Origin of the sequence: Pseudoalteromonas lipolytica (assembly GCF_900116435.1) — a bacterium.
Classification (GTDB): domain Bacteria; phylum Pseudomonadota; class Gammaproteobacteria; order Enterobacterales; family Alteromonadaceae; genus Pseudoalteromonas; species Pseudoalteromonas lipolytica.
In genome coordinates this window covers 152,514-172,253 of sequence record NZ_FPAZ01000007.1, presented here as the reverse complement: position 1 = coordinate 172,253, position 19,740 = coordinate 152,514, and the positions used below count along the sequence as shown (strand labels likewise).

21 protein-coding genes are annotated in these 19,740 nt (G+C 42.6%); 12 read left to right on the top strand and 9 right to left on the bottom strand.

Annotation, left to right across the window (positions count from 1 at the left end):
- Positions 1–107 precede the first annotated feature (107 nt).
- The 6 genes from BM378_RS09160 to BM378_RS09135 all read right to left on the bottom strand — a co-directional run bounded on the left by BM378_RS09160 (position 108) and on the right by BM378_RS09135 (position 4,619).
- A complete protein-coding gene (locus BM378_RS09160) occupies positions 108–578 on the bottom strand; it encodes a PA2404 family protein (RefSeq protein WP_036966570.1) in 471 nt (156 codons plus the stop codon).
- Complete coding sequence (locus BM378_RS09155) at positions 578–1,720, bottom strand: PepSY-associated TM helix domain-containing protein (RefSeq protein WP_036966573.1); 1,143 nt, start codon at positions 1,718–1,720, stop codon at positions 578–580. The genes BM378_RS09160 and BM378_RS09155 overlap by 1 nt, the downstream gene beginning before the upstream one ends.
- 106 nt (positions 1,721–1,826) lie before the next feature.
- Entirely contained in the window at positions 1,827–2,669 is an 843-nt protein-coding gene (locus tag BM378_RS09150; RefSeq protein WP_036966575.1) for a mechanosensitive ion channel family protein, read from the bottom strand.
- Between the two features lie 33 nt (positions 2,670–2,702).
- A complete protein-coding gene (locus BM378_RS09145) occupies positions 2,703–3,413 on the bottom strand; it encodes an LrgB family protein (RefSeq protein ID WP_036966578.1) in 711 nt (236 codons plus the stop codon).
- A complete protein-coding gene (locus tag BM378_RS09140) occupies positions 3,403–3,756 on the bottom strand; it encodes a CidA/LrgA family protein (RefSeq protein WP_036966581.1) in 354 nt (117 codons plus the stop codon). The genes BM378_RS09145 and BM378_RS09140 overlap by 11 nt, the downstream gene beginning before the upstream one ends.
- Positions 3,757–3,827: 71 nt before the next feature.
- Positions 3,828–4,619: a crotonase/enoyl-CoA hydratase family protein gene (locus BM378_RS09135; protein WP_036966584.1), complete on the bottom strand. Its 792-nt coding sequence runs from the start codon at positions 4,617–4,619 to the stop codon at positions 3,828–3,830.
- A gap of 268 nt (positions 4,620–4,887) precedes the next feature.
- On the opposite strand from BM378_RS09135, the gene BM378_RS09130 reads away from it, so the two are divergent.
- The 5 genes from BM378_RS09130 to BM378_RS09110 all read left to right on the top strand — a co-directional run bounded on the left by BM378_RS09130 (position 4,888) and on the right by BM378_RS09110 (position 11,001).
- On the top strand, positions 4,888–6,087 hold the full coding sequence (locus tag BM378_RS09130; protein ID WP_227006806.1) for an efflux RND transporter periplasmic adaptor subunit: 1,200 nt from the start codon (positions 4,888–4,890) through the stop codon (positions 6,085–6,087).
- 9 nt (positions 6,088–6,096) lie between these two features.
- Complete coding sequence (locus BM378_RS09125) at positions 6,097–9,210, top strand: efflux RND transporter permease subunit (RefSeq protein WP_036966587.1); 3,114 nt, start codon at positions 6,097–6,099, stop codon at positions 9,208–9,210.
- A gap of 119 nt (positions 9,211–9,329) precedes the next feature.
- Positions 9,330–9,650: an HI1450 family dsDNA-mimic protein gene (locus BM378_RS09120; RefSeq protein WP_036966590.1), complete on the top strand. Its 321-nt coding sequence runs from the start codon at positions 9,330–9,332 to the stop codon at positions 9,648–9,650.
- A gap of 11 nt (positions 9,651–9,661) precedes the next feature.
- Positions 9,662–10,504 (top strand): DUF481 domain-containing protein, encoded by an 843-nt coding sequence (locus BM378_RS09115; protein ID WP_118844560.1) that lies wholly within the window; start codon positions 9,662–9,664, stop codon positions 10,502–10,504.
- Positions 10,505–10,518: 14 nt separating this feature from the next.
- Positions 10,519–11,001, top strand: a complete 483-nt coding sequence (locus tag BM378_RS09110; RefSeq protein ID WP_074989039.1) for a hypothetical protein — start codon at positions 10,519–10,521, stop codon at positions 10,999–11,001.
- A gap of 54 nt (positions 11,002–11,055) precedes the next feature.
- Here the strand turns inward: BM378_RS09110 and BM378_RS09105 are convergent, their stop codons facing one another.
- Both BM378_RS09105 and ygfZ read right to left on the bottom strand, forming a co-directional pair.
- Positions 11,056–11,541 (bottom strand): FKBP-type peptidyl-prolyl cis-trans isomerase, encoded by a 486-nt coding sequence (locus BM378_RS09105; protein ID WP_036966596.1) that lies wholly within the window; start codon positions 11,539–11,541, stop codon positions 11,056–11,058.
- 12 nt (positions 11,542–11,553) lie between these two features.
- The gene (ygfZ, locus tag BM378_RS09100; RefSeq protein ID WP_074989038.1) at positions 11,554–12,465 is read right to left on the bottom strand and encodes a tRNA-modifying protein YgfZ; all 912 of its coding nucleotides are present in this window, start codon (positions 12,463–12,465) and stop codon (positions 11,554–11,556) included.
- Positions 12,466–12,585: 120 nt separating this feature from the next.
- On the opposite strand from ygfZ, the gene BM378_RS09095 reads away from it, so the two are divergent.
- Positions 12,586–12,837, top strand: a complete 252-nt coding sequence (locus tag BM378_RS09095; RefSeq protein WP_036966599.1) for an FAD assembly factor SdhE — start codon at positions 12,586–12,588, stop codon at positions 12,835–12,837.
- Entirely contained in the window at positions 12,830–13,243 is a 414-nt protein-coding gene (locus BM378_RS09090; RefSeq protein WP_083422894.1) for a hypothetical protein, read from the top strand. The genes BM378_RS09095 and BM378_RS09090 overlap by 8 nt, the downstream gene beginning before the upstream one ends.
- Here BM378_RS09090 and nadB read toward each other — a convergent pair.
- Positions 13,212–14,834 (bottom strand): L-aspartate oxidase, encoded by a 1,623-nt coding sequence (gene nadB, locus BM378_RS09085; RefSeq protein WP_036966601.1) that lies wholly within the window; start codon positions 14,832–14,834, stop codon positions 13,212–13,214. The two genes, BM378_RS09090 and nadB, sit on opposite strands and share 32 nt — an antisense overlap.
- A gap of 404 nt (positions 14,835–15,238) precedes the next feature.
- Between nadB and rpoE the strand changes: the two genes are divergently transcribed.
- From rpoE to lepA, 5 genes are all read left to right on the top strand, one after another.
- Positions 15,239–15,820, top strand: coding sequence for an RNA polymerase sigma factor RpoE (gene rpoE, locus BM378_RS09080; RefSeq protein WP_036969086.1), 582 nt, complete (start codon positions 15,239–15,241; stop codon positions 15,818–15,820).
- 1 nt (position 15,821) lies between these two features.
- On the top strand, positions 15,822–16,448 hold the full coding sequence (locus tag BM378_RS09075) for a sigma-E factor negative regulatory protein (protein ID WP_036966603.1): 627 nt from the start codon (positions 15,822–15,824) through the stop codon (positions 16,446–16,448).
- Positions 16,449–16,452: 4 nt separating this feature from the next.
- Complete coding sequence (locus BM378_RS09070; RefSeq protein ID WP_036966604.1) at positions 16,453–17,409, top strand: MucB/RseB C-terminal domain-containing protein; 957 nt, start codon at positions 16,453–16,455, stop codon at positions 17,407–17,409.
- A 3-nt stretch (positions 17,410–17,412) separates the two neighbouring features.
- Entirely contained in the window at positions 17,413–17,862 is a 450-nt protein-coding gene (locus tag BM378_RS09065; RefSeq protein WP_036966606.1) for a SoxR reducing system RseC family protein, read from the top strand.
- 70 nt (positions 17,863–17,932) lie between these two features.
- Positions 17,933–19,720, top strand: coding sequence for a translation elongation factor 4 (gene lepA, locus BM378_RS09060; RefSeq protein WP_036966608.1), 1,788 nt, complete (start codon positions 17,933–17,935; stop codon positions 19,718–19,720).
- The last annotated feature ends 20 nt before the right edge of the window (positions 19,721–19,740 follow it).

Here is a 19,740-nt window from a genome sequence, read left to right as displayed (position 1 = left end):
TTATTATTTTTGTAAAGGTTTTGGTGAAATAAATTAACAAATAATTTACTTGGTGGCGGTTAGAGAGAGAAGTTATAAAAAAGCCACTCAGTGAGTGGCTTTAAAAATTATTGACTAATAAACTGATTAGGAATGTCCCATTGTAGGGTGTGTAATTGACCCTGCCATGTCTGAATTGTGACCCACAATTTGTCATCGGCCGAAATAGCTTTCGGGGCTATTGCATGTGCGTGTTGACCATGTGCCGTTCCATGCATAAGGCCTTCTTCATCTTTTGCAAATTCAGTGAGTGGCAGCGGCGCTTCACCTATATTTAAATAGGCTTGACGTATATTGCTAATATCACCTTGGTTAAAGGCGATAAAGAAATCTTTTACATACTCGTTATGATGCGAATAGGGGGCATCTTCATTAAGTGGCATGGGCGCAATTTTAAACTCACCAGCTTGTTGCTCTTGCCAAAGAGCAGGGAATTGTGGGTTGAGCGATTGGTAAATAAACCACACCGGTAAGGCGAGCACAATTGCATGTAACAGGTACTTTTTACGTTGCCACCACGTTGCGTTTAAACGTGCCATTAGTTTGCCTCCTGAATGTTATTAACGGGCGCAGCTTGGCGTGCTTTTTCAGGTTTATTTTTTACCAATTTAGAGGTGTACATCATAAACCCTGTGACCGACATACCACTTAAAATTAAGCCAAAGATAAACCAGATAACTTTGGTCCAAAGGCCACCAATATTACCGTAATGAAGGGGGTCGGTAATGTGCGATAGAGTTTGTAATCCTGTCATTGTTTCTGGACTTTTGCTGGCTGCAATCTCACCGGTCCATGGATTAACAGAGGTTGAGTACGCATAGTTATCATAAAAAATCGTATCACCACTGCCCATAATGTTGAACATACCGCGATTATGCTCTGGTAGCATCACATAGCTCGGTTTAAAGTCGGGATACTTTGCTTTTGTGGCTGCTAATGCGGCTTTTAAATCAGTTGGTGGTGTTTGTTTTGTGGCGGGCAATGTCGACACCGCCACTAACGGGGCGTGCTCTTCAATATCAATTTCGTTGTGCCACATAAAGGCTTGTACAAAATACCATAAGCCAGTCAACGCCATGATTGCCATAAACCAAATTGACCATACTCCGCTGAGTGTATGTAAGTCCTTGAGGAAGGTTTTACGGCCTTGATTAAAGCGCAATTTTGGTTGCGTGAATGCACGCCAGAAATTCTTATAAATTACTAAGCCAGTGATTAGAGCACCCAGAATAACAAATGCCATTGCGCTTACTAAGTAATAACCAATGCTGTAGCCTTCTTGCCAAGGGAAAAATAACCAACCATGCAGGGTACGCATAAACTCAATAAACGAAATGGTGCTGTTTACAGCTTGCACTTCGCCAGTGTATTGATTGACGTAAGCAACAGCATAAGGTTTGTCTGTGTCGGTAAAAATGACTGCGTTTACAAGGTAAGGCTCATAAGTAAGTACACTCATAACATCGGCACTTGGGTAAGCACTTTCTACGCTTTCAATAACCTGATCAACAGGCATCGCCGGTAAATTATTAGGGTTAGTTGCGCGTGCTTCGCTGTTGGTTAACCACGTCAGTTCATGGCTTATTACTGAAATTGTGCCCGTAACACAGATAAAGCAGAATAACACCCAGATAGGCAGCGAAAACCAACCGTGTAGCTGGAACCAAAGACGTTTACTCATGAAAAATAGCCCGACATTTAATTGATGATAGTAATTGTTATCATTCAAATTGTACTACAAAGCTTTAATGAAACACAATCTCTGTCGTCGCGAGGTAAAAAAGGTGCTATTCAGCACCTTTCTCATGTGTATGATTAAGTGTAACGATCCGCTGTGGGAAGGGAATGTCGATATCTGCACCCTGAATAGCGCTGAATACTTTGCGGTTAACCGAGAGCTTGGTTTCAATAATTTTGGTCGTCGGCACCCAATAACGATAACTTAATGTCACGCCGTTGTCTGCAAAGCGCTCGATACCCACTTGTGAATGAGGCTCGTCGGCAACTAATTCGTGCTCTTTTAATACTGTTTCGATGAGTTCAATTGCTAAGTCTGCGTTGGCATCGTAGGCAATATCAATTTCACCTTTTACCAGTGAATAACTAAACGAATTATGTAAAATTTCACCAACAATGTGTTTGTTTGGGATAGTGATTTCGACTTTTTCTTCGTTAATCAAAATAGTATACCCAAGTTCAATAGTTTTAACTTGTCCGCTAACGCCCTTTACTTCAATCGTGTCGCCAACAACAAAAGGGCGCGTGGCAATGATTGCAAGACCAGCCCCATAATTTGACAGCATACCTTGCAGTGCTAAACCAGCCCCTAACGATGCAGCACCGATTGCTGCAACAAATGGTGTAACACTGATGCCTATTTTACCCAGTGCGATAACCAAAAACATAATAATAAGCAGTACTTTAACAACGTTACTGACAAAGTTAGTTAAGGTTATGTCAATGTTGTGCCGTTGCATTAATCCAGCAATCATTTTTGATACTTTTTGTGCGACCCATAAACCAAAGAACAGGATTAAGATGGCACCAAAAATTTGCATGCTGTAGGTAACGAGGTATTCGGTAATCAAGTGGTAGTATTTTTCAACTTGTTGTAATTCAGAATCGATCATGTGTTTTCCTAACAAGGTTACTGCTTGCCCTGACTATACCAGAGCATGTTGTAAAACAGGATAGAGTAAGGGCACTATTATAGCGCTTAAAAGCGCACTCAGTGCCATTGCGACCGATGCAAATGCGCCGGCTTTTGCCTCTTCAGTAATAAGTGAGGCGGTGCCAATAGCATGACACGCGGTGCCGATGGCAACACCTTTAGCTTGTGCATTACGGATGTTTAATAGCGAAAAAATTAAATTGCCAAAAATCCCACCCAGTACACCAATAAAAATAACCATTGCAGCAGCAAGAGAAGGAATACCGCCCAGTGCATCCGTGACAATTAACGTGATGGGCGTTGTAACAGAAAGGCTGGCAAGCGATGCACTAAGCTCAGCGGGGGCAGCAAAAAAATAGCAAATGAGTGAGGCAACAACAGTGGCGTTAATCACCCCTAAGCTACAGCTAATCACGATGAGTAATAGGTTTCTTCTTACGTGCACAAACTGCTGATACAGCGGCAAAGCGAGGGCGACTATCGCCGGTTCTAATAACCAGCTGAGTATTTTGCTGTGCTCAGCAAACGGCGCATAAGGTAAGTCGAGTGTTACAAGTAACGCAGCAATAATCAAAATAGCCCAGCAAACAGGGTTGCTAAGTGCTTTAGAAACACCGTGAGTTGTTTTGTTGTTGAGGACTCTTAGTAACAAAAAAAGGCAAATAATGACTGGAACGCTTAACCACCATAAATTAGTCGTCATTTTCACGCCCCTTAAAATAGGCGATAACGCCACCAATGAGCAATACGCTGCTCAAAGGCACAATAATAAATACAGTGAGCAGAAGCGACCAATGTTGACCAATTAAACCAAGGTGCTCAACGATGCCAACGCCCGCTGGAATAAAAAATAATGGCATGTAATTTAACAGAGGGCTGGCTGTCGGTTTTAGCTGATGCTCTTTAACAACCCCCGTTAATAGCAGTAAAAGTAACATGACCATAGCGAGCAATGGCGCAGGAAAAGAGCTGTTAAGTAACAGGCTTAAATACTTAGCGACCGCTAAGCACGCAAGAATAATGGCACTACTGAACAGGTATTTCATGATAGATGGAAAATGGCTTGTGAAAGTTCAACTACATCATACCCTTGTCAGTAGTACTATGCGACTTTAGCTTACCATGACTTGGCGTTGTTAAACTCAATATCATCTGCTCCTTTTGCTTTAGCAATGGCTTTTTTGGTATTTGGGTTCATTAATAAGCGAATTTGGCTCCAGGTTTCTTTTGCTAAGATTTTACGTTGCTGCGAGCGATAGCTCTGTTGAGTAAGCCGCTTAATTGCTGCCAATGTATCTGGTGAACGCGCCATGAGGGTTTCGAGCATTGCCGCGGTGTGTTTATCAACATCATCTGTAAGCTGGGTAACAAGTCCATAGTCTTTAGCGTCTTCAGCAGATACGGGACCGGCATGACTTGCCAGCCAGAGTGCTTGGTCACGTTTCATTAATCCTGCAAGCACCACATTTGCTCCCATATCGGGGCATAACCCCCAGCGTGCTTCCATAATCGCCAGTTTGGCGTGTTTATCTACAATTCGGTAATCGGCACCGAGTGCTATTTGCATCCCTCCGCCAAAGCAATGCCCCGAAATTTTTGCGATTACAGGAATACTTAAATCTTGCCAGCCTAAGACCACTTTTTGCGCAAGGTTCTGATTGCCCGGCAGCCACTTAAAAAGCAGCTTCATGATGTTACTGGGCTTTTTCATAACGGCTGCGACATCGAGCCCAGAGCAAAAGTGTTCACCTTCACCACTAATCACCACAGCGCGTAAGCGAGGGTCACGTTTAATTTTTTTGATGACGCGTGACAGCTCGACAAACATATCAAAACTAAGCGCATTTTGCTTTTCTGGACGAGCAAGGTAAACCCAAGCGACGTGTTGTTTTATTTCTAGCTTTATCATGGCAACTCCTCTGACCTGTGTGTTAGAGCTTACGAGCTAATGACAAGTATGTAAAGAAATGCTGATGTGTCGCAAAGAAACGTTATTTTTTTCAAAAAACGGTAACTCTGTCATATGCTTGATTACAAATTGATGTATATTTTTAAAACAAAGAAGCAGGTTTTCAACTAGCTCAATTTTGCTATCGGTAAGATACTGGCTCAAACTTTCGCAAAATACCACGACACGACTAGACTTAGCGTTAAGTCGCGCTACAAGGAGTATACATATGCTGATGCGCAAAACAGCTCGCATAAAGAATCAATCATCATCTTTTATAACAACCGCCTTATTTACCGTGGCTTTTAGCTCGGCTTTAGTAGGCTGTTCCGATGATAAATCAACGAAACAGGCTACGCCGCCACCGGCGGTATCTGTTTTTAATGTTGTTACCCAAGAAGTCGGAGATTATCGAGAGTTTGTCGCCCGCACTGAAGCGTTTCAAGAAGTTAAAATTAGAGCCCGTGTTGAGGGGGAGCTCATTGAGCGTCACTTTGACGAAGGATCTGCGGTTGAAAAAGATCAGTTATTATTGCGTATAGACCCGTCTGAATACCGCTCCACGGTGGCCGAGGTTGAAGCCGATCTTAAAAGTAAAAAGGCTGCTGCAAGTGCTGCTCAAAGAGACTTAAAACGGGGTCGAGATGTTGCCTCTCAAGGGTTTATTTCGCAGTCCGATTTAGACAAGTTATTAACTAACTTTGAACAAGCGACAGCCGCGGTGAAAGCGGCCGAAGCTGAGCTTGAAAAGGCAAAGTTGAATTTAAGCTACACTGAAATTCGAGCCCCATTCGCGGGTCGTATAGGTAAAGTGAACTACGATGTGGGCAACATTATTGGGCCCTCATCGGATGAACTGGCAGAGCTGACTGATGTAGACCCCATTTATGTGAGCTTTCAAGTTGAAGAGGCTGACTACATAAGCTACCGACAGCAACATCAAACCCCAGATCGTGACCCACGTGATGTACCTATTGATTTAAGTTTACGATTACCAAATAACTCCGTTTTTCCAGGCAAGGGAGTCCTTGATTTTGCGGATACTAAAATAAATCGAAACACGGGGACCGTTGAATTAAGGGCTTCGTTCGACAACCCCGATGGCATGGTTATGCCAGGCTTGTTTGTTACATTAATAGTCGAGAGCACCAACAAAAAAGAATTAGCCTTGATTCCACAAGTTGCAGTACAAGAAAATCAACAAGGTAAGTTTGTACTTGTTGTTAATGATGAAAACACAGTATCGATGCGCGTTGTGAAACTTGGTCGCCGTATTAACGCGATGTGGGTGGTTGAGTCAGGCCTTGAAGCAGGCGAAAAGGTGATTATTGAAGGCTTACAAAAAGTCCGCCAAGGTGCAGAAGTCAAAGCCGTTGAAAAAAATGTTGATGCAACAACGGGCACTATTACTAGCAAAGCCAACTCTTAGGGGGCAGAGATGATTAGTAAAACGTTTATATCTCGCCCTAAATTTGCGCTGGTAATATCGATAGTCATTACGATTGCGGGTTTAATCTCAATGACATTATTGCCGGTGAATATGTACCCGCAGATCACGCCACCGCAAGTACAAATTTCGACAAGTTACCCCGGAGCCAGTGCTCAAATAGTTGAAGAGTCGGTGATCAGGCCCATTGAAGAGCAAGTCAATGGGGTTGAAGACATGATGTACATAGAATCGACTTCGACAAATAACGGCACGGCAAATATTACTGTTTATTTTAAGGTTGGTACTGACACAGACATAGCACAAGTGAACGTGCAAAATCGTGTTGCGCTCGCTGAAGCGGGATTACCTGAAGAAGTAAAGCGCCAAGGGGTATCGGTTAAGAAAAAGTCGAGCTCTATGTTGTTAGGGATTAACCTTTACTCAAGTAAAGATAATATCGACGCTATTTTTCTAAGTAACTATGCAACAAACTATTTAACGGAGCCACTTGGTCGTATAAATGGGGTTGCCTCTGCGGAGGTGATGGGTGAGCAAACCTATTCGATGCGTTTATGGCTTCGCCCAGATCGAATGGCATCATTAGGCTTAACGGTGGCCGATGTTCGAAGCGCATTGCAAGAGCAAAATACCATTGTTGCAGCAGGTAAGTTAGGCGCGGCTCCTACGGGGCCCAGTCAGCAATTTGAATATTCGATTCAAGCAAAAGGGCGCTTAAAAACCCCAGAGGAATTTGGCCAAACCATTATTCGTTCGAGTAAAGACGGTAACTTTGTTCGTTTACATGATATTGCCCGTATCGAAATGGGGGCGGCAAGCTACAGCACCTCCGCTAAATTGAATCAGCAAGATACAGCATTTATCGTTATTTATCAGTTAACAGAAGCCAATGCCACACAGGTTGCAGAGGATGTTAAAGCCCGTATGGCTGAGCTGGCAAAGCAGTTACCCGATGGCATCGAGTATTCTATTCCTTACGATACAACCGAATTCATTAACCGTTCTATTGAAGAAGTCGTGGTAACCCTTTTACAAGCGGTTGGTTTGGTTATTTTAGTGGTATTTTTGTTTTTACAAAATTGGCGCGCAACCCTGATTCCCACCGTTGCTATTCCGGTGTCTTTGGTGGGGACGTTTGCTTTTATGATGATGATGGATTACTCCATCAACTTAATCACCTTATTTGGTTTAGTACTGGCAATCGGTATTGTGGTGGATGATGCGATTATCGTTATAGAAAATGTTGAGCGTATTTTAAAAGAAGAGAAACTACCAATAAAAGAAGCCGTTACTAAAGCAATGGAACAAGTGTCTGGGCCTATTGTTGCAACCACACTGGTGTTGCTAGCGGTGTTTGTACCGGTTGGATTTATGCCTGGCATCACCGGAGAGTTATATAAACAGTTCTCGGTGACTATTTCATTTGCAGTGCTAATTTCCTCGGTGAATGCATTAACCTTGAGTCCGGCGCTTTGTACGCTATTACTCAATGAAAAAGCGATGAAACCGATTAAGTGGCTAGCCCCATTTGAAAATATTATTACGCGCTCGACCAGTGGCTACAGTAAAGTCGTTAACTTTATTCTAAAGCGTAGCGCACGAATGGCGCTGTTTGCGGTTATCATTTTTGCGGCCGCGGGATGGTTAGTTAAAGCAGTCCCCACCGGATTCGTGCCAGCCGAAGACCAAGGTTTTCTATTTGTTGATGTGCAACTGCCAGATGCTGCTGCAAGTAACCGCACCAAAGAAGTCATGCATAAATTGGGTGATATTATTAAAAATGAACCCGCAGCAACTGATTTTATCGCCGTTTCAGGTTTTTCATTATTAGGCGGTGCAGGTTCAAATAATGCCTTGGGTATTGTGGTACTAAAAGATTGGGAAGAGCGCACAGACGCTAATTTAGGTCTGCGAGCGGTGTTAGGTCGTTTGATGGGGCAGTTTTGGGCGATGCCAGACGCACAGATAATGGCATTTAACCCGCCATCAATACCGGGGCTTGGCACCAGTGCCGGTTTTGAATTTAGACTGCAAGACAGTGAAGGGCGTGAACCCGCTGCGCTTTCTCAGGTGCTTAACGGCTTAGTATACGAGGCTAATCAACGGCCTGAACTGTCAAATGTGTACAGTACATTCAGAGCAAATGTTCCGCAGTACTTTTTAGAAATTGACCGTAATAAAGCCAAAGCACAAGGTGTGGCGTTGAGTGATATCTTCTTAACGCTGCAAGCACAGCTAGGTTCTTTGTACGTTAATGACTTTAATCAATTTAGCCGAACGTACCGGGTCATAATGCAAGCAGAAAGTCAGTATCGTCAAAACCCCGCAGACCTACAGTACTATTACGTGCGTAACGACGAAGGGGTAATGGTTCCTTTAACAACACTGGCCAAACTTGAACCGATTCTTGGCCCGACAAGTTTAACGCACTTTAATTTGTACCGAAGTGCCAGTATCAGTGGCCAGCCAGCGCAAGGGTATTCAAGTGGGGATGCGATTGCTGTTATGCAAGAATTGGCCGCTAAGCTACCCTCTGGGTACGTGTATGAGTGGGCAGGGCAATCTAAGCAAGAAATTGAAGCGGGCAACGTCGCGCCAATTTTATTTGGTTTAGCGGTCGTATTTGTTTACTTGTTCTTAGTTGCGCAGTACGAAAGCTGGACGATTCCATTTTCAGTTATTGCAGCTGTTCCTTTAGCTTTGTTTGGTGCCATGCTTGCACTGTACGTGATTGGGATGGAAAACAATATTTATGCGCAAGTTGGTTTAGTGTTGCTGATAGGTCTGTCGACGAAAACGGCCATATTAATTGTTGAATTTGCGATGGAAGAGCGTGCCGCCGGAAAAGGCATCGTTGAGGCAGCACTCAACGCAGCAAAATTGCGTTTTAGAGCGGTATTAATGACGGCCTTGTCATTCGTGCTTGGCGTATTACCGCTTGTGTTTGCGAGTGGGGCAGGGGCAGGCAGCCGAATATCATTAGGTGTGACTGTGCTCTTTGGTATGCTAGCGGCCACTATTTTTGGCACGTTGCTTGTTCCGCTATTTTATACATTAGTGCAAGCTATGCGTGAAAAAGTGAAAGGCCAAAGGGTCGAAAACTAAAAAAGAGACACTAACGATAAAAAAGTCAGGGTAACCTGGCTTTTTTTTTGGCAAAACAGAAAAGAGGTTTGTTATCATACCTAAAATAACGCAGTTTGCATGTGCAGAGGGTTTAAGGAATGGCTGGTCCACGCTTATATAGTGAAGAAGAAGTAACACATCAGGCGTATGATATCTTTTTAGAGTTAGCACCCGATAACTTAAGCGAACAAGATATTAATGATTTTAACGAGCACAGAGAAGAGTTAGGTTTTATCGAAGAAAGTGAGCCTGACGATCAATGGCAAGATTTTGTTGCATTAGAAATTGAACCTGAGCTGTTTGTACAAGTCTTAGTAGGGCTTGAGTTTGATAACCAAGATATTTTATTTGCCAAGATTTTAATTAGCCGAGATAAAGATGCACCGTTTTGCCACATTCTCTGGAAAGATAGCGAATAACTCTCCAGCCGATGTTTGACTCTACTTTTTGTTGTCTTAGTACAATTAAACGTGTTTTTTTAGCCGCCTTACTGCTTAGCAGTTGGCAGGCTATTGCTGTTGATCCATTTGAAGATTTTCATGAATACGGGCAGTTGTCAGAAGAAGAAATCCATAAAATCCATAAAGGCGAAATGCTGTATGGTGATATGGAGTTCGGTTTTATGGTAAGTAGAGGCAATACCAATTCAACGAGTTTCAAGTTCAAAGGTAACCTTTATCAAGACTTTGAAAAGTGGCGTAATCAATTCAAAATAGACACGCTTTACAAACGCGATCGCAATGAAGAAACCGGCGATGAAGAAGTATCAGCAGATCGTATTTTTGTCTCGGGGCAAGGAAACTATAAGCTGAACGTGAAAAATGAGTCTTTTTTCATTTACGGAGATTACGAAGAAGATAAATTTAGTGGTCTTGAGTTTAAGAGTACGGTTGCAACAGGGTATGGCAATCGTATTTATCAAGGCAGTAAAAATAAAGTCGATATAGACGTTGGACCGGGCCTTTATCGTTCAGTTGCCGATCAAGAAATTGCAACGGAAGAAGACGAAACAAAAACCGGTTATCTGCTCCGTTTAGCGTTGCAATGGGAGCGTACCGTTTCTGAGCGCACACGCTTTAATCAAGATGTGAGTTACGAGCAATCTTTGTCAGGTCTTAACTCGCGATTAAAGTCAGAAACATCATTGATCAGTAAGATTATGGGCGATGTGTCACTTAAATTTACCTATATGTATCGCTACAACTCAAAACCAGAGGAAGACAAGCTTAAGTATGACTCAGAGCTAAGTGCGACCTTTGTTTATAGCTTCTAATTAGAGAATTCTTTATGTATCAACATAAGCAATACGCAGTGTTTATTTTTGTTGTTTTGGGCTGGATAGGTGGTTTTCTTGCCTTGGCGTGGAACTTAATCGGCGCAGATGTGCCATTAATGGGGTTTTGCGCCATTTTAGTGTTAGTGGCTTTTTTATTTCATAGCTTAACCATCAAAGTAACCGATAAAACAGTGAGCTGGGCATTTGGGCCGGGTGTATTTGGTAAAACGGTGAGCTTTGACGACATTGAATCAGTCAGAGCGGTCAGTAATTCATTTCGCCATGGAATTGGTTTACGTATAACTCACGATGGCTGGGTTTACAGTGTATCAGGGTTTAAAGCTGTAGAATTAGCAATGAAAGATGGCACTCACTATCGTTTAGGCACCAACGACCAAGAAGGCTTGCTAGCGGCATTGCAGGCACACATAACTGAACCTGAATCTAAGCCAGAGCCGGAACATAAACCAGAACCAGAGCAAGTGGATGATTAATTAAGCGAATTGGTATAAAAAAAGCGCCTCAGGCGCTTTTTTTATACTGCGGGTTTAGTGGCTGTGACCACAACCGCCTTCACCGTGCACATGACCATGTGCTAACTCTTCTTCTGTTGCATCACGTACTTCAAGTACTTCAACATCAAAGTGTAAAGTAATCCCTGATAATGGGTGATTACCATCAACAATCACTTCTTCATCTTGGATATCGATGATCATCACTGATTGATCGCCTGCATCGGTTGTTGCACGAAACTGCATACCCACTTCAATGTCCATCCCTTCAAACATTGACTTAGGCACAGCTTGCATTAAGTCGTCGTGACGCTCGCCATAGCCTTGGTCTGGTTCAACGGTAACACTGAAAGTATCGCCAGCTTCTTTACCTAGTAGTGCGTTTTCTAGGCCTGGGATCAAGTAACCTGTGCCAACGATAAACACCAGTGGTTCACCATCAAACGAGTTGTCGATGGTGTTTTTGTTATTATCCAATACTGAATAATGCATTTTTACCACTTTGTTTTCTGCTGCGATCATAGTCATTCCTATTTATTCATCTTCGAGAGAGTAAGGCAGAGCTTGAATCGATAGCTCAACCTGAGGGAGGTGTTTAGCACGTAATAATTGGCCTGTTTCATTGTCATTCGGTAACACAACGAGTCCCATTAAAGTGCGCGTTTGTTGATTATAACTTTGACTGATAAGCTTGCCAGCGCGACGCCAGTTTTCACCCATTTGTGTTTCGAGTTCAAGCTCATCGAGTAAACCATCTGCTTCACCCGCAACGATATACATGGCGCGCTTGTTTTTGCCAAGATACTTCATACGGGCAACGGTTTCTTGGCCTGTGTAACAGCCTTTTCTAAAGCTGATACCACCAATCGCGTGTAGGTTAACCATTTGTGGCACATATTCGCCAATGGCCTCACTGTTAAGTGAAGGCTCACCCGCGGCAATCGCTGCTTGTTGCCATTGGGCATCGTTATCGAGTGCAATAACGTTTTCGGGTAAACTAAAGTCACTATTGACCATGAGTAACACGCGGTTTTCTGCAAGCTTAAGGGCTTTACCGTCGGCAAAATCGACAGCCGTTTGCTCATCATTAAATTGAATATTAAGTGCCTCTAGCACCTCTGAGAGGTCATCACCCATCAAACCAATTAATGGCTTTTCACAGGGTTCTATTTCAACAGCAGAAAAGACCGCATATTTTTTTAACTCAACCAGAGACTGCTCAACTTCGGCTTTAGAACCAACAAGGTAGTAACTGTCTTGGTAGGTAAACAAGCGAAAAACGCCCCAAAGCTTACCTTTGGCATTACAGTGACCTGCCCACAAGAACGTATCGTTAGTGAGCTTATTGATATCCTGTGTAATTTGTCCGTGAAGGTAAGACAACTTATCTTTACCAGTCAGGCTGATAAGCGTATGAGATAATGGACTTGCGTAAACAGTCGACATAAAAACCTTCTTTACGATATAAATGAGTGCTAATGATAACTTAGTTAGGGTGGCAATTTAAATAGCTGTTTATTCGATAGCAATTTGTTAAACTGCTGACAAATAAGTACGAGGTTTAAAATGACTGAAATTCACAGTAAAGAACGTATTCGTTGGGCATGCCGTCGTGGCATGTTAGAACTTGATGTTTTATTTATGCCATTCGTTGAAGAAGCGTTTGACTCGTTAAGCAAAGAGCAACATGCCACATTTCAACGCTTACTAGAATGCGATGATCCAGACTTGTTTGCATGGTTCATGGGTCACGAAACGTGTAAAGATCCCGAGCTTAATAGCATGGTCTCATTAATTTTAGACCGAGTTCGTGTATAGATTTAGCGTTGAACAGAACACACCAGACCACAAACCCTTTGTGGTCTTTTTTTGCTTTGTAGCCATCATACTTAGCTTTGCGTATCAGCAACTCTTTTCTCAATGTCTTGTTTTCGTCTCAAGCTTTATTATTGGGGTGATTAGCTATAAAAAAGTAACGCAATTACAGCCAACACATGGCGCTATTATTTTAGAACAGTCACAGCTTCGTTTTTTAAATAATCGTGTGCAAATGCAAGGTGCGATAAGCCCTAAGAGTAAGATCTTTTCGAATTTTGTGGTTATAAAACTAGCGGGATTTTATAAATCACACTGGCTGATTATAACGGCAGCCAGTGTTGATGAGGTAAGCTTTTCACGCTTAAAACGGGCAATTATTGCTGTGCAGCAACCGACTTCGGTGTAAGTACCGTAGGCGTTGGGTTTTCATTTTGCGCTGGGTAATCAATGGTGTAATGCAAGCCTCGGCTTTCTTTACGTTCCAGCGCACTGCGAATAATCAGTTCAGCGACTTGCACTAAGTTACGTAGCTCTAATAAGTTGTTAGAAACTCTAAAGTTAGCGTAGTAGTCGTGAATTTCCTGTTGCAGTAATTCAACACGATGCAATGCACGTTCTAAACGTTTAGTTGAACGCACGATGCCAACGTAATCCCACATAAATAACCGTAGTTCATGCCAGTTATGCGTGATAACAATTTCTTCGTCAGAGTTCGTAACGCGGCTTTCATCCCACAGCGGTAGTGTTTCAAGTGCAGGACTTGCATCAATTTTACTCAGAATATCCTGTGCTGCTGCGTGGGCAAAAACAATGCATTCGAGCAATGAGTTGCTTGCCATTCGGTTTGCACCATGCAGACCTGTATAAGCAACTTCACCAACTGCATACAAGTTATCTAAATCAGTACGTCCATTAAAGTCAGTCATGACACCCCCACAAGTATAATGGGCTGCAGGGACGACAGGAATAGCTTCTTTGGTGATATCTAAACCAACACTTAAGCATTTTGCGTAAATTGTCGGGAAATGCTCAATAATAAAATCTTTATCTTTGTGGCTAATATCTAAATAAACACAATTAGCGCCTAAGCGTTTCATTTCAAAATCAATCGCGCGGGCAACAATATCGCGGGGAGCCAGTTCTTCACGTTCATCAAAGTCTTTCATAAAGCGTGTGCCATCGGGGCGTTTTAAGTACGCACCTTCACCACGCATTGCTTCGGTAATTAAAAAGTTTTGCAGTTCAGGGTGGTACAAGCTCGTAGGGTGGAATTGGTTAAATTCCATATTGGCAACACGGCAGCCCGCTCGCCATGCCATGGCAATACCATCGCCACTCGATACATCGGGGTTAGAGGTATATAAATACACTTTACTCGCACCGCCTGTCGCCAGCGCAACAAACTTGGCTGCAATTGTTTCTACTTTTTTGTCTTCACAATTCCACACATACAGACCGTGGATGTGTTTACCTTTTCGGCCTAAGCTTTTATCACCAATTAAATCAATGGCATTGTAGTTTTCTAATAAAGTGATATTTGGGTGGGCTTGCACTTGGCTGATAAGCGTAGTTTGAACGGCGCGACCTGTCGCATCGGCAGCATGCAAAATGCGGCGATGACTGTGACCACCTTCGCGCGTTAAATGAAAACGTTCTTTACCTTTTGAATCAAACTCCATATCAAAAGGTACACCTTGCTCAATCAACCATTTTAAACATTTTTTGGCATTACTGGCAGTGTAGTGCACAGCGTCGCGGTCACATAAACCACCGCCAGCATCGAGCGTATCTTGAACATGTGACTCAATACTGTCATTTTTTTTATCAAAAACTGCGGCAATACCACCTTGTGCATATAAAGTAGAGCCTTCAGTTAATGCGCCTTTGCTAAGCACGGTTACGTTACAGTGATTAGCAAGTGATAAAGCAAGCGAGAGGCCAGCGGCGCCGCTGCCGATAATAGCGACATCAGTAATGTGATGTTTATTTTGGTTCATGTCTGTGGTCTTTGCAGTTACAATGCTCTGGAAATAGTGCTAAAAGTATGAGCAAAAAAAATTGTATATGATATACGTATATGTACCATATTTGCCGTAACACTATTAGTCATTTTAATACGTTATACCAATATTATTAGGTTTATCGTCACTTAAACAGCGAATTTTTAACTGTTTAACATTGTGAATCAAACTGACTTTGAATAGAGATAACCGTTGAATTATCAGCAGTTACTAGGATTGTCGAGTAATAAGATTGGTATAACTCACATTATTTGCGTGCTATTTTATAAAAAAATTATTTTAAACTGAACTTTTATATTCATGGTGCAGTCATAGTTTGTGTAAACAATGGCGAGTATATGAATAGCAAGCAAGAATCAAACAGAGGAGTACCGGCTCGAATGAGCGAGCAGGATTTGGATTTAGCGCTAGTAAAAAGGGTCCAGCAAGGAGATAAAAACGCCTTCAACCTATTAGTTAGAAAATATCAGAATAAAATTGCAGGTTTGATCTCACGTTATGTTTCAAACCAAGGTGATGTTGCTGATGTCGCACAAGAAGCCTTTATTAAAGCTTATCGTGCTTTGCCTAACTTTAGAGGTGATAGCGCCTTTTATACTTGGTTGTACCGTATCGCCGTAAATTGTGCTAAAAATTACTTAGTTGCTCAGGGGCGTAAGCCGCCAGCTAACGATGTTGATGCCGAAGAAGCAGAGTTTTATGACAGTGCAGACGCAATGCGTTCAAACGCATCGCCAGAAAACCTGTTATTAAGTGACGAAGTACGTGCTGTAATTTTTAATACGATTGATAGTTTGCCTGAAGATCTTAAAACTGCGATTACCCTTCGTGAAATCGAAGGTATGAGCTATGAAGAAATAGCCGTGGTTATGGATTGCCCCGTGGGGACGGTACGTTCGCGTATTTTCCGTGCCCGTGAAGCGATTGACAATAAATTAAATCCATTAATAGGTGAGTCTTAGTATGACAAAAGCAGACGTTAACAAGTTGGATAATGAGCAGTTATCCGCATTACTTGACGGCGAGCAGCAGTTAACTGATGAAGCGATTACAAACGACGATGTAACAACATTTGGTCGTTATGCAATGATCGGTGACGTAATGCGTGCTGAGGCAAATAACAGCGCCTTCAATTTTGACATTGCTGATGCAGTGGCAGATGCACTCGAACATGAACCTGTGTACGCAGATTTCGCGAATAAAACAACGGCACCAAAAAGCGAAGAAATCGTGGCGGCAACAGGCACCGACAATGTCGTTGCATTTAATTGGCGTCGACCCTTTGCCCAAGTAGCGATTGCTGCAAGTGTGGCTATGTTTGCGATTGTTGGTGTACAAACACTGCCGCAAAACAGCGAATCACCGCAGAGCGAAATTCCTTTATTACAAACAACACCACTAACCGGTGTGGCATCACCTGTCAGTTACTCATCTGAGCAACCTGCACTTGAAAATGCCCAACAAGGTTTACGCGAATTACAACAGCAACGTATTGGTGCGCTTGTACTTGAACACCAACGCCAAGCACGTGTTGCATATTCGCTTGAAAAGTCACAAACTGCGGCTAACGCAGATGAGGAAAAAAACTAATTAAATGAAAGTGTTTACTTTTATTTTGTCGCTGGTGTTAATAGCTCCCGCTTTTGCCAGCGACGAAAACCCCGCCAAAGCATTATTACTCGATATGGCTGAAGCCGTTCATACCCGCAATTTCGACGCATCGTTTGTCGTCGTTAAAGGCCAAGCAATGGAACCTTATCGCTGGCTGCATGCCAAGCAAGGTAATGTAGAGCTTGAACATTTAAGTTTACTGAATGGCGCAGGGCTTGAAATGGCTCGCGTAAACGATCAAGTGACTTATTTTGAGCCCCATTCAGAGCCATATTCTGTACAAACTGATTCAATTGCAGGGCCTATTCCTGAAGTGCTTTTTAAAGATATAGAGCGTTTAAGTGCGCAGTACGATTTTGTACTAGGCGGAAAAGGTCGTATAGCAGGGCGCTCAGCGCAGCTTGTGCGTATTGAGTCAAAAGATGAGTACAAATTCAATTATTGGATATGGTTAGATTTAGAATCATCACTGTTATTGAAATCAGCGTATGTGAACCACAAAGGTGAAATGCTTGAGCAATTACAGTTGACCCACATTAGTGTGACAGAGCAACCTGCACAGATGCTGTTAGAAATGCAAAATCGTGATTTTCCTCCTCCGCTTCCGGTCAGTGAAATTGATAACGAAAGCACAGGCAGTGCGGTTAATAATTGGAAAATTGGCTGGTTGCCAGCAGGCTTTAAATTATTAAAGTCAGACCGTCACAAGTTAGATTTAAATAACGAACTAACCGATTACTACTTGTACTCTGATGGTTTTGTTGAGGTTTCTGTGTTCGTACAAAGACCACTGCCTGGTAAACGACCCAGTGGGGCGCTGTCATCGGGTGCGACAACCGTGTATGTTCACAATGGTGGTAGCTTTGACGTGTCGGTTGTTGGTAATATCCCCGCTATGACAGCCAAAGCCATTGCAGAGTCGGTAGCGCGACCTCTTTAAATAATGATAGAACAAACACTCACTGTCGTGTCGGTAAAAGGCACGACAGCCGATTTAGAAGCCGAGCAAAAACAAGCCTGCGCAGGATGCAATGGCCGTTGTGGCTCGCAAATCTTTGCCAAGTTATTTGGTACTGCCAAAAAAACATTCCCATACACTTTCGACAGTGAGCTAAAAGTCGGACAAAAAGTCACCTTAGCACTAGACGATAGCCACCTTGTAAAACACGCAATGGCCGTGTACATGTTGCCGTTATTATTTAGTTTAGGGTTTGCTTTGGCTGCTTTTTCAGTGTTTTCGCTTGCTGAGGGGTGGCAAATTTTAGCTGCTGTATTAGGGGGCTTAACTGGCTATGCGATAGCTAAATCAAGGGTTAAGAGCCTAAAACATGATATTAAAGTAATAAAAATTCACCCAATTACTATTCCTTTCACTCAAATAGATGGTGATTAAAGCCAATTAAATGTAAAATTGCCGCTTTATACACTTAGTCCATTTTATATAGAAGTTTAGAATCCAGTTTATGAAGCATATCCGTAATTTTTCGATCATCGCCCATATCGACCATGGTAAATCGACTCTCTCTGACCGTCTTATCCAAGTTTGTGGTGGTTTAACAGACCGTGAAATGCAGCAGCAGGTGTTAGACTCAATGGACATCGAGCGTGAGCGTGGTATTACCATCAAAGCGCAAAGTGTAACACTTAATTATACAGCCAAAGATGGCGAGACCTACCAATTAAACTTTATCGACACACCAGGACACGTTGACTTCACTTACGAAGTATCACGTTCGCTTGCTGCCTGTGAAGGTGCGCTTTTAGTTGTTGATGCTGGTCAAGGTGTAGAAGCGCAAACACTTGCTAACTGCTACACAGCAATTGAAATGGATTTAGAAGTTATTCCAGTACTGAATAAAATCGACTTACCGCAAGCGGACCCACTTCGTGTTGCAGAAGAAATCGAAGACATTATTGGTATTGATGCGCTTGAAGCCGTGCGTTGCAGTGCAAAAACAGGCGTGGGTATTGAAGACGTACTCGAAGTTATTGTTAAAGATATTCCGCCACCAGTTGGCGACAAAGATAAGCCATTACAAGCGCTTATTATTGATTCATGGTTTGACCCATACCAAGGCGTTGTGTCACTTGTGCGTATTAAGCACGGTGAATTACGCGCGGGCGATAAAATTAAGATCATGTCGAACGAACAAGTTCATATTGCAGATAAAGTGGGTATTTTCACACCAAAGCAAACTAACACAGGTTTATTAAAAACCGGTGAAGTAGGCTTTGTTATTGCTGGTATTAAAGAGATTCATGGTGCCCCTGTTGGCGATACAATTACGTTACAGCGCAACTCTGCACCAGAGCGTCTACCGGGTTTTCAACGCATTAAACCACAGGTTTACGCGGGTATGTTCCCAATTTCATCGGATGATTATGAATCATTCCGTGATGCGCTAGATAAACTTAGCTTGAACGATGCATCGTTATTCTTCGAACCAGAAAACTCAACTGCACTTGGTTTTGGTTTCCGTTGTGGCTTCTTAGGTATGCTACACATGGAGATTATTCAAGAGCGTCTTGAGCGTGAATACGACATTGATCTTATTACTACGGCACCTACGGTAATCTACGAAGTAGAAACCAAAGAGGGCGTTAAACAGATTGATAATCCATCTGATCTTCCGCCGGTAAACAACATTCTTGAAATCCGTGAGCCAATTGTTGAAGCTAACATATTAGTTCCGCAAGAGTTTTTAGGTAACGTTATTACGCTTTGTGTTGAAAAGCGTGGTGTACAAACTAAAATGAACTATCACGGCAAGCAAGTTGCGGTAACGTATGAATTACCGATGGCTGAAGTGGTTATGGATTTCTTTGATAAGTTAAAATCAACAAGCCGCGGTTTTGCTTCGCTTGATTATAACTTTAAGCATTTCCAAGCATCAGACATGGTACGTGTTGACGTACTTATTAATGGTGAGCGTGTAGATGCATTAGCAATTATTGTACACCGTGATATTGCACAATCGCGTGGTCGTCAGTTAGCTGAAGCGCTTAGAGAGCTAATTCCGCGTCAACAATTTGATATTGCAATTCAAGCGGCAATTGGTCAGCATGTTATAGCGCGTACAACGGTTAAACAATTACGTAAAAACGTAATTGCAAAATGTTACGGTGGTGACGTGAGCCGTAAGAAAAAGCTTCTTCAGAAGCAAAAAGAAGGTAAAAAGCGAATGAAGCAACTAGGTAACGTTGAAGTACCGCAAGATGCATTCTTAGCTATCCTCAAAGTTGGTAAATAATTAGAAGTAAATAAAGGAAT